The sequence below is a fragment of the Collinsella aerofaciens genome (assembly GCF_028209885.1).
Taxonomy (GTDB): Bacteria; Actinomycetota; Coriobacteriia; order Coriobacteriales; family Coriobacteriaceae; genus Collinsella; species Collinsella aerofaciens_BA.
This window is the reverse complement of the sequence record NZ_JAQLEM010000001.1, coordinates 1-12,583: the sequence shown is the minus strand read 5'-3', so window position 1 is coordinate 12,583 and position 12,583 is coordinate 1. Positions and strand designations below refer to the sequence as shown.

Sequence of the window (12,583 nt, the reverse complement as noted above, 5' to 3'; positions counted from 1 at the left end):
CGAAACAGGGGCCGTTGGGAAACTGTGTCCCGGAATGGACACTCAGAGTGGGATGCGGTTTCCGCAAGGGGCTCTGGGGGAAACTGCATCCCAGAATCGGCATCTAAAACGGGACACAGTTTCCGCAAGGAGGTCCTGGGGGAAACCGCGTCCCGTTCTGAGCCAGAATACTGGGATACGATTTCCGGTAAAACAGAAGAAGGCGCGCTGCCTGCGGTTGATGCAGGCAGCGCGCCTTTTGCGTTGGGCCTCGTTGAGGTTCGAAGTCGTGGCTTGCGACCTTTAGGAGCGGGCGGCTCCGTCGACGGGGAGCACGGCGCCCGTGACATAGGATGACATGTCGCTCGCTAGGAAAACGAAGGCGTTGGCGACATCCTCGGGCTCGCCCATGCGGCCGAGCGGAATAGTGGCGATGATGGGCTTAATAACATCTTCGGGCAGGTTGGCGACCATATCGGTCTTGGTCACGCCGGGGGCAACGGCGTTGACGCGGATGCCCACGGGGGCGAGCTCGCGCGAGAGCGACTGGACCATGCCGTTGACGGCAAACTTGGACGTGGGGTAACCGACGCCGGAGGGCTGGCCGTACTTGGCGACCATCGAGCTCGTGGTGGTGATGGTGCCGCCGTGGCCGGCCTCGGTCATAATCTTGGCGGCCGCCTGGTGACCGTTAAAGACAGCGACAACGTTGAGGTCCATGACTTTGGCGAACTCCTCGGCCGTGTAGTCCAAAAGGGGCGAGCGCTGGGAGATTCCGGCATTGTTGACGACCGTATCGAGACCGCCCATGTCGGCTGCGGCCTGCGTAAAGGCCTCGGTCACGGCCTCGAGTGAGGTGAGGTCGCAGGAACGGCCCCAGACCTTGGCGTCGGGATAGGCGGCTGTCAGCTTCTCAACGGCCGCGTCGGCAGTCTCCTGGCGCGAGCCAAAGACGGTGACGGCAGCGCCTTCCTCGATAAAACGGCAGGCGATCGCATAGCCGATACCGCGCGTGCCTCCGGTGATGATCGCTTTCTTGCCCTCGAGCAACATGGTGCTTCCTCTCATCGCGGGCGGACATACACCGCACAGCATAGCGGCGGCAAAATACAGCTGCCGTCGCATATCGGCAAACGGTATCCACGGTTGTTGACGAACGGTCAAGTTGTTCAAACGTTAGTCGACCAGTTCGCTCAAAGGATGTAGCAAAAAGGGGCTCCCATCCAATCGGATAGGAGCCCCTCATGCGTTATTTGATTTGCCGAGAATCGGGCTAGTTCGCCATGACGCCTTCGGTCCAGGCCTCGACGTCCTCGATGCGCAGGACGTTGGCGACTTCGGCCACGCAGTCGACGCTGGCAAGCTCGGCGGCGGCAGCCTGGACGTCCTTCTCGAGCGCGCAGTGCGTCAGGAAGATGACCGAGCAGGTATCGCTGACGCCCGACTTGCCGTCCTCGACCTGGTTGATGAGCGAGATCGAGATGTTGTGCTTGGCAAAGATGTCGACCGTTTCGGACAGGGCGCCCACGCGGTCGGCGACCTTCAGGCGCACATAGTACTTAGTTTGGAGCTCGTCCATGGGCTTAAAGGCGAGGTTGTGACCATAGGGCTCAATCTCGGGCAGCGGAGCCACGCCGCGGCTGATCTGCTCGGAGAGCGACAAGATATCGCCAACGACGGCGCTCGCGGTGGGGAAGGAGCCTGCGCCGGCACCGTAGAACATGGTCTCGCCCACGGCGTCGCCTACCACGTAGACAGCGTTCATGGCGCCGTTGACCTTGGCAAGCATGTGGTCGGCGGGGATCAGCGTGGGGTGCACGCGAACGTCGACGCCGGCGTCGGTGTTGCGGGCGATGCCGAGCAGCTTAATGGTGTAGCCGAGCTCGCGGGCCTGGGCGATGTCCTCGGCGCCGATGGTACGGATACCCTGCTGGTACACATCATCGGTGGTCACGCGGGTGCCAAAGCCGATGGAGGCGAGGATGGCCGTCTTGCTGGCGGCGTCGAAGCCGTCGACGTCGGCGGACGGGTCGGCCTCGGCGTAGCCCTTGGCCTGGGCGTCGGCGAGCACGTCGGCGTAATCGGCGCCCTCGGCGTCCATGCGCGACAGGATGTAGTTGGTGGTGCCGTTGAGAATGCCGGCGATGGTCAGGACCTTGTTGCCCACCAAGTCGTGCTCGAGCGTGCTCACGATGGGGATGCCGCCGCCGCAGCTGGCCTCGCACTTAATCTGCACGCCGCATGCGCGCGCCTTCTCGGCGAGCGTCTCGACATGACGGCCCAGCAGGGCCTTGTTGGCAGAGACGACGTGCTTGCCGTTCTCGAAGGCGGTGGTAAAGATCTCGGTTGCGGGATGCTCGCCGCCGATCAGCTCGACGACGATGTCGACGGCGGGGTCGGTGACGACGTCGTGCCAGTCGCTCGTAAAGGCCTCACGCTCAATACCGGCTGCCTCGGCCTGCTCCCAAGCAAGCGCGCAGGCGCGGGTCAGCTTAAGGTCGATGCCGTAGGCTGCCAGGTACTCATCGTGGTGGCTCTTGATCAGACGGGCCACGCCACCGCCGACGGTTCCCAGACCGATGAGGCCGACGTTCACGGTGCGCAGGGGTTCGCTCATAGATAGCTCCTTCGTGCATCTTATGGATGGATTAACCGCTTAAAGGTTGAGTGCATTCTAGCGTGAACCGAGGGCGCGTGCTCGCCAGGCAACAGGAGCCGCACAAAACGGCACCCCCGAAACGCTGCGGAAACATTGGAAACATGCTCGCTACAAACGAAACTCCGTAACAAACTGTCAACGTTTGTACCATAAGGTTTGCCCTGTGCGACTGGGGCATGCAGGCGCTCGTCGGCGTGGAATGACAAGGGCCAGGTCGAAAAGCCCACTACGGCCTATGTGATTCAGGACGGCAAGTACATCGCCGCCTAAGTGCATATAACGAGACCGGTGGGGCCGTTTTATTCAGGGCGAGGACGCTTGTAACAGAACAGAAACATTACTTTCACACAATAAAGTGACTAAACTGCATAAACTGATAGAAATACGCACAAATATGGATAAATGGACAAAACAAAAGAAAAGTTGAAATAATCGCCACTTTTCTCAACTAAAGCGTCTACTATTTTGCGAACGCCGAACACGGCGAAGGATGGCCTGTCGGGTAACCGAAACCCGACGAGATTTGAGAGGAGAGCCGCATGTCGAGCCTCACCGGTAAGTCATTGAACCCTGTTATGAATCGCAGGAGCGTTATCGCGAGCGCAGCAGGTCTGGGGGCGATGTCCATTCTAGCTGGCTGCTCCTCCAACGGCGGCGACAGCGGTTCCGCGTCGGGCGACGCTTCGTTTAAGATCGGCACCATCGGCCCGCTGACCGGCGCCAACGCGTCCTACGGCAAGTCCGTTACACAGGCTGTCGAGCTTGGCTGCAAGGATTTCTCGACTAAGGAGCTGCCGCTTGTCAGCAAGGCCGAGGACGACCAGGCCGATGGCGAGAAGGCCGTCAACGCCTTCAACACCCTGCTCGACTGGGGCATGCAGGCCCTCGTCGGTCCGACCACCACGGGTGCGTCGGTCGCCGTTGCCGCAGAGTGCGGTAACGACCCCGAGACGTTCATGATCACCCCGTCCGCGTCTTCCGAGGACGTTACCAAGGGCAAGGATTGCGTCTTCCAGGTTTGCTTTACCGACCCCAACCAGGGTGTCAACGCTGCCAAGTTCCTGGCGCAGAAGTATGCGGACGAGAAGTTCGTGCTGTTCTATAACTCCGGCGACGCCTATTCTTCGGGCATCGCAGATTCCTTTAAGGCCCAGGCCGCTAAGTCCAAGCTCGAGATTGTCGACGAGGAGACCTTTAAGGACGACTCCGCCACGAGCTTTACCAACCAGCTGACCAAGGCCAAGCAGGCAGGCGCCACCATGATCTTTGCGCCGATCTACTACACGCCGGCGTCCGTCCTGCTCAAGAACGCCAAGGACATGGGCTACGACGTCAAGATGATGGGCTGCGACGGCATGGACGGCATCCTGGGCGTTGAGGGCTTCGACACCTCTCTTGCCGAGGGTCTGCTGCTCATGACCCCGTTCTCCGCCGACGACGAGAAGAACGCCGACTTCGTCAACGCTTACAAAGATAAGTACGGCGATACCCCCGACCAGTTTGCCGCCGACGCCTACGACGGCGTGCATGCGGTGGTCGAGGCCCTCAAGGAGGCCGGCCTGGGTGTCGACGCCGACCCCACCGAGGTTGCCGAGAAGCTTCCCGAGGCTATGCGCAACATTACTGTTGACGGTCTGACTGGCAAGCTCTCCTGGAACGACAAGGGCCAGGTCCAGAAGGACCCGACGGCGTACGTCATTACCGACGGCAAGTACGTACAGGCCTAATAGGCCGCCTTACATAGAGCGGTTTTGATCCCAAGCAGGGGAGGTTTTGGCCTTCCCTGCTTGCTTGGTATCTAGGGACGATGTAACGTCCCTGTTTCATACATCAACTGGAAACCTATTCGAAAGGGGGATGTGGAACATGACGGTCTTTATCCAATACCTGGTCAACGGCCTGTCCATGGGCAGCGTCTACGCCATCATCGCGTTGGGCTACACCATGGTCTACGGTATCGCCAAGATGCTCAACTTCGCTCACGGCGACGTCATCATGGTCGGTGCCTATGTCTCGTTCTGTGCCACGTCGTATCTCGGCCTCCCGGGCTGGGCATCTGTAGTTCTCTCTTGTGTGGTCTGCACGGTTCTCGGTGTTCTCATCGAGGGTCTGGCCTATAAGCCGCTGCGCCAAGCAGGCCCTCTGGCCGTTCTGATCACGGCCATCGGCGTGTCTTACTTCCTGCAGAACGCCGCGCAGCTTCTGTGGGGCGCCACGCCCAAGAACTTCACTTCGCTCGTCACCTTCCAGGTACCGGAGTTCTTGGCCAAGTTCAACGTAAGCGCCGTCTCGCTCGTCACCATCGTCGCCTGCCTGGTTATCATGGCCGGCCTGATGTTCTTTACAGGTAAGACCAAGATGGGCAAAGCCATGCGCGCCGTGTCCGAGGACAAAGCCGCCGCTCAGCTCATGGGCATCAACGTCAACCGCACCATCTCGATGACGTTTGCCATCGGCTCCGCCCTTGCCGCCATCGCCGGCGTGCTGCTGTGCTCCTACTCGCCGGTCCTGCAGCCCACCACGGGCGCCATGCCTGGCATCAAGGCCTTCGACGCTGCCGTTTTCGGCGGCATCGGCTCCATCCCCGGTGCCTTTGTCGGTGGCATTCTCATCGGCATCATCGAGGCGATGGCGCAGGCTTACATTTCCACGAGCCTTGCCAACTCCATCGTCTTTGGTGTTTTGATCATCGTCCTGCTCGTCAAGCCTGCCGGCCTCTTGGGCAAGTACGTCCCCGAGAAGGTGTAGGTGAGCGTTATGAAGTTTCTTAAAGACAAGCAGACGCGTCACGACTTTGTCACGTACGCCATGTGCATCGTGGCCTTCGCCATCGTGTTCTTTATGCAGTCCAACCACATGATTCCGCGCATGATCGCCGGTCAGCTGGTTCCCATCACGGCCTACATCGTCATGGCCATTTCCCTCAACCTTGTCGTCGGCATCGCGGGCGATTTGTCGCTGGGCCATGCGGGCTTTATGAGTGTCGGCGCCTACACGGGCATCGTCACCGCGGTCGCCCTCGAGAGCGCCGTTCCCTCCGATCCGGTGCGCCTTATCATCAGCATCGTGGTCGGCGCCATCGCTGCCGCTATCCTGGGCTTCTTGATCGGCATCCCGGTCCTTCGCCTGAGCGGCGATTACCTGGCTATCGTGACCCTGGCTTTTGGCGAGATCATCAAGGAGATCGTCACCTGCCTCATTGTGGGCGTCGACTCCCGCGGCCTGCACGTGATCTTTAACATCACGGGCAACTCTACGATCGACGACCTGCACCTGCTCGAGGACGGCACCGCCATCATTAAGGGAGCCCAGGGCGCCTCGGGCGTGTCGACGTACTCGACCTTCCTCGCCGGTGCCATCCTGGTCATGGTCGCACTCGTGATCGTGCTCAACCTGGTTCGCAGCCGTACCGGCCGTGCCATTATGGCCGTGCGCGATAACAAGATTGCAGCCGAGTCCGTAGGCATCTCCGTCACCGAGTACCGCATGATCGCCTTCGTGGTTTCCGCTGCCCTCGCCGGTGCTGCCGGAGCCCTCTTCGGCGGTAACTTCTCGCAGCTCTCCGCCACCAAGTTCGACTTCAACACGTCCATTCTCATCCTGGTGTTCGTGGTCCTGGGCGGCCTGGGCAATATGCGCGGCTCCGTCATCGCGGCGGCGCTGCTTACGGTGCTTCCCGAGCTGCTCCGTCAGTTCTCGGACTACCGCATGCTCATCTATGCCATCGTGCTGATCCTGGTCATGATTTTTACCAACAACCCGCAGCTCAAGGCGTTCTTCGGTCGCGTCAAGGACCGCTTTGCTTCCAAGAAGGAGGTGGCAGCCGATGCCCAGTAAATTTGAGTTCAAGAAGGGCAAGATGGTCCCGTATCCTTCTGGCGCCATCGTTCCCGATCGTGACCTGGGCGAGCGCCCTGCACTCGAGTGCATCCACCTGGGCATTGAGTTCGGTGGCCTTAAGGCAGTCGACGACTTTAGCCTGACTATCGGCAAGACCGAGATCGCCGGTCTGATCGGTCCCAACGGCGCCGGCAAGACCACGGTCTTCAACCTGCTCACCAAGGTGTACCAGCCCACGCATGGCACCATCCTGCTCGACGGCGAGGACACCTCGGGCAAGTCGGTCTACCAGGTCAACCGCATGGGTATTGCCCGTACCTTCCAGAACATTCGCCTATTCAACACCATGACGGTGGAGGATAACGTCAAGGTCGGCCTGCATAACCAGGAGCGTTACTCCGGCTTTGAGGGCGTGCTGCGCCTGCCGACGTATTGGAAGCACGAGAAGGCTGCTCACGAGCGCGCCATGGAGCTGCTGTCCATCTTTGATATGGAGCATCTGGCAAACGAGCAGGCCGGATCGCTGCCTTACGGCGCTCAGCGTCGTCTGGAGATCGTCCGCGCGCTTGCCACCAACCCCAAGCTACTGCTGCTCGACGAGCCTGCTGCCGGCATGAACCCGTCCGAGACCGCGGAGCTCATGGAGAACATCGTCAAGATTCGCGACACCTTTGGCATTGCCATCATGCTTATCGAGCATGATATGTCGCTCGTTATGAACATTTGCGAGGGCATCTGCGTGCTTAACTTTGGCAAGGTTATCGCCAAGGGTACGGCGGAGGAAATCCAGAACAACGACGCTGTTATCGAGGCATATCTGGGCAAGCAGGATAAGGGGGAGAACTAAATGGCAGAGCCGATGCTTTCCGTCTACAACATCAACGTCTGGTACGGCGCTATCCACGCCATCAAGGACATCTCCTTTAACGTCAACGAGGGCGAGATCGTGGCCCTGATCGGCGCAAACGGCGCCGGCAAGTCCACGACGCTCAAGACCGTCTCGGGCCTGCTGCGTTCCAAGACCGGCTCCATCAAGTTTATGGGCGAGGACATTACCCATACGCCTGCCGACAAGCTGGTGGGTAAGGGCTTGGCTCAGGTCCCCGAGGGCCGTCGCGCCTTTTTGCAGATGACGGTCGAGGAGAACCTGGAGATGGGCGCCTACACGCAGCCCAAGTCCACGGTTGCTCCGGGCCTTGAGCGCGTCTACGAGCAGTTCCCGCGCCTTAAGGAGCGCCGCCGTCAGGTCGCCGGCACCCTTTCGGGCGGCGAGCAGCAGATGCTCGTTATGGGCCGCGCACTTATGAGCAACCCCAAGCTGCTTATGCTCGACGAGCCCTCCATGGGCCTGGCGCCGATTCTGATCGAGCAGATCTTCCAGATTGTCGAGGACCTGCACAAGGCCGGCACCACGGTGCTTCTGGTCGAGCAGAACGCGCAGATGGCGCTTTCCATCGCCACGCGCGGCTACGTGCTCGAGACCGGCAAGATCACCATGACCGGCACCGGCCAGGAGCTCCTGCACGACGACAACGTGCGCAAAGCCTATCTGGGCGGTTAGGCGGTTCCGCCGTTCTACCGAACGGCGAATCGGCCGACGCTGCGCGGGCACCAGAGCGACAACTAGTCATTCAAAGAAGACGGCATGACCAGAAGGTCTATGCCGTCTTCTTTTCATGCCAATTTGTTCGCCCTGGCGCACGCCCGCTGTCCGTCCTCTTACTGCGACTGTACCATGGTCCAAGATGATCGATGGGCGGGCCGCTGTTCCTGGCGCTGTGCGCACGGAATGGGCTACTTGCTAACCCAGTGGCTAACGTCCCTCCTCAGCTTTCGATCGCGGCTGTCGCGTCGTTGGTGTGCCGCGCGCATCACGGCGCGGCGGGCATCCTCCTTCATGGCGTGCTCCTGAGCGAGGTTCCTGACAATGCAAAACGGGCATTCGCGGGTCGGATCCTCGTGCCGACGGTCTATCATCGAGACGGGCCGTCGGCGACGAGCCAGTCATCAAAAACTCTCATTATTCGCCCCTTGGACGCGAGGACTGCGCTGCCTTGTTGCCCCATGCTCTCTTCTCGGAAGGATGGTGACCCGATGGGCTGGATAGAGGGCCTCAACGACGCGATGGACTACATAGAGGCGAACCTCGAGGGGGACCTCGACCTCGCCCATGCGGCGCGGCTCGCCGCCTGCACCGAGGGACAGTTCCGGAGGATGTTCTCCTATATCGCCGGCATCGGTCTCGGGGAGTACGTGCGCCGGCGCCGCATCTCCCGCGCCGCGCTCGACCTGTCCCGCGGGGAGCGGGTCGTCGACGTCGCGGTCCGGTACGGCTACTGCTCCCCGACCGCGTTCAACCGAGCGTTCAGGGACGCCCTCGGGATCTCGCCCAGCGAGGCGAAGCGCCCGGGCGCCCCGCTCTCGGTCTTTCCGAGGCTTTCGTTCTCCCTCACCGTCACGGGCGCCGAGCCCCTGCCGTGGAGGATCGTCCCATGGGGCGGGATGCGCCTCGTCGGGGTGTCGCTTCCGTGCGGGCCGTCCGAGGCGGGCCTCCTCGCCCAGATGGGGGAGGAGGGGAGAGAGGAGCTCGGGAGGTTCTGGGGTGGCGCCTCGCGCTCCGGGAGCATCGAGGCCCTGCTCGCCCTCGCCGATGGCTCGGGACCCGAGGGGGTTCTCGGGGTCAACGTGTCCGAGGGCGGGGAGTCGAGCTACCGGATAGCGGTGGCGTCCTCGGGGGAGGCCCCCGGCTGGGCGGACGAGATTTACGTCCCCGCCGGCACGTGGGCCGTGTTCGGCTGCACCGGGCCGTGCGACGTCGCGACCGCCGAGCACTACCGCAGAATCTTCTCCGAGTGGCTCCCGTCCTCGGGCTACGAGCTCGCCGGCGACGTCAGCCTCGAGGTGTACCCGCATGGCGACTTCGCGTCGAGAGGGTATCGCAGCGAGATCTGGATGCCCGTGGCGAGGAGGCCCAGGGGGTGACCCGTCCTTCCTTTTGTCTGACGCGGGGGATGCCCCGCGGTGCCCGCGCGGGCGGGCGCTGAGTAGAGAGGAAGAAACATGCAGGAAAAACCGATGTCCATCCCCGCGACGGGGGCGGTCGGTAAGTCGACCGTGGCGGGCCTCATGCTCGCCTTGTTCGTCGCGGCGCTCGACTCGACCGTGGTGGCCACTGCCATGCCCACCGTCGCCGCGGCGCTCGGAGGGGAGGCCCACTATGCCTGGCCGATTACCGCCTACCTCGTGGCGAGCACCGTATCCACCCTCCTGTGCGGAGGGCTGGCGTTCTCGTTCGGCCTCTGGAGGGTGTACGTGGCGGGGCTCGCGCTCTTCGCCGCATCGTCCGTCCTGTGCGCCCTCGCACCGACGATAGAGGCGCTGGCGGCGTTCCGCCTGCTTCAGGGCGTGGGCGGCGGCGTTCTCGAGGCGGGTGTGTTCATTGCCGCGGCGATGATGCTCGCCCCGAGGGACAGGGGACCGTACCTCGGGGCGGCTTCGGCCATGTACGGGATTGCGAGCGTCGTAGGGCCCGTCATCGGCGGGGCCGTCGCCCAGGGGTTATCCTGGCACGTCATCTTCGTCGTCAACCTCCCCATCTCGATCGTCGCCCTGTTCCTGTCGGGGCGCTGCCTGCCCGGCAGGGCTCCCGGGGCCCCTGTAGTTGGCTTCGACGTCTCGGGGAGCGTCGCCGCCTCGCTGTGCGTTCTGAGCCTCGTCCTCGCCTTCAGCTTGGCGGGCAGCGTCTTTCCCATGGCCTCGCCGCAGTTCGTCGCCCTCGTCGTGCTGTCCGTTGCCTGCGCCGCGCTCCTTTCCCGCGTGGAGAGGGGCAAGGCCGCCCCGACCGTCCCCATGGGGCTGTTTCGCCGCGGGCAGGTCGTAGCGGGGTTCGTCTCCGGCTTCTGCGTCCAATTCGCCCTCATGGCGGGCGTCTCCTACCTGCCTAGGCTCCTCCAGGAGGGGCTGGGCATGGCCGCTGCCTCGTCCGGCGCGGTGCTCATTCCCATGACGCTTGCCCTCATGGTCGGCAGCAATACATCCGGCGCGGCGTTCCGCGCGACCGGGCGGCTCCGCGCCATCGCGGCGGCGTCATCCGCCGTCGTCCTTGCGGCGTCGGTGACGTTCTCTGCGATGTCCCCGATGCTAGCGGTCGCCTCCTGCACCGCCGTCGCGGCGGTGCTGGGTCTCGGCGTCGGCATCGGCATGCCCGTGTCCAACCTTGCCGCCCAGACGGGCGCCGATCCGGCGGACGCCGGGCGCGCCACCTCCATGGCCATGTTCTTCAGGGGCTTCGGCGGCACCGTCTCGACTGCGGCGTGCGGCATGCTTGCCCCCGCCGCGACCGCCGCGGGTACGGCTGGGGTGTTCGGCGCGGTGTGCGTGGCGGCCGTCGCCGGCCTGGTCGCGTCGCGGTTCATCCCGAGGGAGATCCCCTCGTAGGCGCGGCCACTTCTCGGCTCTTTCGCAACCGGGATGGAGATGCAAGGGACGGCCCCTTGCCCGGGGCCGGGGCGGGGAGTCTCGGCTGCCGAGGGCGGCCCGGCATTGCCGCCGGGCCATCCCCGTCATGAGGTCATGCTCGACATCTCCTCAGCCTTTCGGGATTGGCCCGAAGTCGAGAAATTTCCATCAGCTTCCCGTCGGTCGATGACCGGTTCACCACGCAGGAAGAGCGTGACGGAAGGTCTCGCAAAAAGGCTCCGAGCGCGGCGTGCTCACGCCCGTCGTGGTGCGCCCGAAGGGGGATGGCTGCTACGAGCTCGATCATGTGCGAGGAGAAGACGAACCGGTCGTTGCAGATCCAATATGGATCTCGCCAACCTCGGCAAGCTGCTCGATGAGTGGAAGTCCTGTCGGGTCGTCTATTTCAACACCACTCAGAATGATGGTGTCATCGCGCAGGTCGATCTGTGTGTTGAACACAGCGAGGTTAAAGCCAGAGGCTACAAATCCGATAGCAGCCAGGACGAGCCCCGTGGCAACAAGCCCACCCGCTACGGCAAGGTAAATCTTTTTTACGCTGGACATGTTTGCACTCCTTCCTATGCCGTGAGCGGCGCCGCTTCAGCGACCCTGCGGCTCTTATTGCCTCGATCTTTCCAGAAGGGCGAAACGGCTTTCTTCGCCCAAAGGGCAGAGAGGCGCGCGATTTGCTTGGACGCCGTCCAGGCGCCGGCTCCCGCGAGAAGCGCCACACCGATGGAAGCGAATCCCATTCCCATCGAGGTTAAAACGTACGGAACATGCACGATAATGATGCCGTCCACGGCGAACAGGAGCCCCACCACGCCCGCGCCCCCGAATGCCGCGGCCACGATCCACACGCAGAGCGCAAGAACCCAAATGCAGATGTAGACCGTAGCGGCAACGGCGACGAACGCGAGCAGCAGCGGAATCCATACCGGAGAGCCCACGATGGCGAGCGCCCATAGAAGCGCCGTGCTCTTGCGCTTGGTCCTCGCAATTGCGCGCGGCACGGCGGGCAGTTCGTCGAGCGTTGCCTCGGCGACCTCACCGAGCGTGCCCATGGCGGCCACAGCCTCGGCCTCCGTCATGCCGTCCTCCATACGGTCGGCGATGACCTCCGCGTAGAACTCCTGCGTTTCCTTTACCTGATCTGCCGGCAGGCAGGCCAGAAGCTCGCCCAGCCGGTTCAAGAACTCATCGCGCGTCATGGTGCGCTCCCTTCACGTAACGGTAGATCTCCTGCACGGATGGCCATTCGGCGAGGAACTCGGCGATACGCTCATGCCCGGTGTCCGTGATGCGGTAGTACCTTCGCAGCCGCCCGTTGTGCTCGGCGGAGCGCGCCGTGATGCACCCCGCCTTCTCCAGGCGCTTGAGCAACGGATGGAGCGTGGACTCCGTGAGCCCCATGCTCGCGGGCACGTCCTTTACGATCTGATAGCCGTAGGATTCCTCGCCCGAGACGGCCGCGAGTACGCAGGCCTCGAGGAAGCCGCGCTTCATCTGTGCCTCCATCCGCACACCTCCTTTCGTAGTATACTGTGTAACACCTACTATATGACACATAGTATATGATGTCAACAGTTGTCGTAGTCGTTGGGGACGTTCTTGAATGACTAGTCGTTTAAGAACGTCCCCAAC

General features: G+C 62.6%; 12 protein-coding genes. 7 read left to right on the top strand and 5 right to left on the bottom strand.

Features of this window, described 5'->3' with window-relative positions:
• Window positions 1–282: 282 nt before the first annotated feature.
• Together PMX21_RS00060 and PMX21_RS00055 are read right to left on the bottom strand one after the other, a co-directional pair.
• Window positions 283–1,032: an SDR family NAD(P)-dependent oxidoreductase gene (locus tag PMX21_RS00060; protein ID WP_271756964.1), complete on the bottom strand. Its 750-nt coding sequence runs from the start codon at window positions 1,030–1,032 to the stop codon at window positions 283–285.
• A 220-nt stretch (window positions 1,033–1,252) separates the two neighbouring features.
• Entirely contained in the window at window positions 1,253–2,596 is a 1,344-nt protein-coding gene (locus PMX21_RS00055; protein ID WP_271756963.1) for a homoserine dehydrogenase, read from the bottom strand.
• Window positions 2,597–3,177: 581 nt separating this feature from the next.
• Between PMX21_RS00055 and PMX21_RS00050 the strand changes: the two genes are divergently transcribed.
• The 7 genes from PMX21_RS00050 to PMX21_RS00020 all read left to right on the top strand — a co-directional run bounded on the left by PMX21_RS00050 (window position 3,178) and on the right by PMX21_RS00020 (window position 10,915).
• Window positions 3,178–4,365: an ABC transporter substrate-binding protein gene (locus tag PMX21_RS00050; RefSeq protein ID WP_253056501.1), complete on the top strand. Its 1,188-nt coding sequence runs from the start codon at window positions 3,178–3,180 to the stop codon at window positions 4,363–4,365.
• Window positions 4,366–4,504: 139 nt separating this feature from the next.
• Entirely contained in the window at window positions 4,505–5,386 is an 882-nt protein-coding gene (locus PMX21_RS00045) for a branched-chain amino acid ABC transporter permease (protein ID WP_099432746.1), read from the top strand.
• A gap of 9 nt (window positions 5,387–5,395) precedes the next feature.
• Window positions 5,396–6,475: a branched-chain amino acid ABC transporter permease gene (locus PMX21_RS00040; protein WP_117758808.1), complete on the top strand. Its 1,080-nt coding sequence runs from the start codon at window positions 5,396–5,398 to the stop codon at window positions 6,473–6,475.
• Window positions 6,465–7,325 carry an ABC transporter ATP-binding protein gene (locus PMX21_RS00035; RefSeq protein ID WP_055310550.1) on the top strand — a complete coding sequence of 287 codons (861 nt, stop codon included), beginning with the start codon at window positions 6,465–6,467 and terminating at the stop codon, window positions 7,323–7,325. Before PMX21_RS00040 ends, PMX21_RS00035 begins: the two co-directional genes overlap by 11 nt.
• The gene (locus PMX21_RS00030; protein WP_006234438.1) at window positions 7,326–8,039 is read left to right on the top strand and encodes an ABC transporter ATP-binding protein; all 714 of its coding nucleotides are present in this window, start codon (window positions 7,326–7,328) and stop codon (window positions 8,037–8,039) included.
• A 533-nt stretch (window positions 8,040–8,572) separates the two neighbouring features.
• Window positions 8,573–9,460: an AraC family transcriptional regulator gene (locus PMX21_RS00025; protein ID WP_271742241.1), complete on the top strand. Its 888-nt coding sequence runs from the start codon at window positions 8,573–8,575 to the stop codon at window positions 9,458–9,460.
• 78 nt (window positions 9,461–9,538) lie between these two features.
• Window positions 9,539–10,915, top strand: coding sequence for an MFS transporter (locus tag PMX21_RS00020; protein ID WP_271756962.1), 1,377 nt, complete (start codon window positions 9,539–9,541; stop codon window positions 10,913–10,915).
• A 324-nt stretch (window positions 10,916–11,239) separates the two neighbouring features.
• On the opposite strand, the gene PMX21_RS00015 is transcribed toward PMX21_RS00020, so the two are convergent.
• From PMX21_RS00015 to PMX21_RS00005, 3 genes are read right to left on the bottom strand one after another with little or no spacing between them, the layout of a single operon-like run.
• A complete protein-coding gene (locus PMX21_RS00015; RefSeq protein ID WP_271756961.1) occupies window positions 11,240–11,503 on the bottom strand; it encodes a hypothetical protein in 264 nt (87 codons plus the stop codon).
• Between the two features lie 14 nt (window positions 11,504–11,517).
• A complete protein-coding gene (locus tag PMX21_RS00010) occupies window positions 11,518–12,150 on the bottom strand; it encodes a DUF1700 domain-containing protein (RefSeq protein ID WP_195445899.1) in 633 nt (210 codons plus the stop codon).
• Window positions 12,137–12,457 carry a PadR family transcriptional regulator gene (locus tag PMX21_RS00005; protein WP_271756960.1) on the bottom strand — a complete coding sequence of 107 codons (321 nt, stop codon included), beginning with the start codon at window positions 12,455–12,457 and terminating at the stop codon, window positions 12,137–12,139. The genes PMX21_RS00010 and PMX21_RS00005 overlap by 14 nt, the downstream gene beginning before the upstream one ends.
• Window positions 12,458–12,583: the final 126 nt, after the last annotated feature.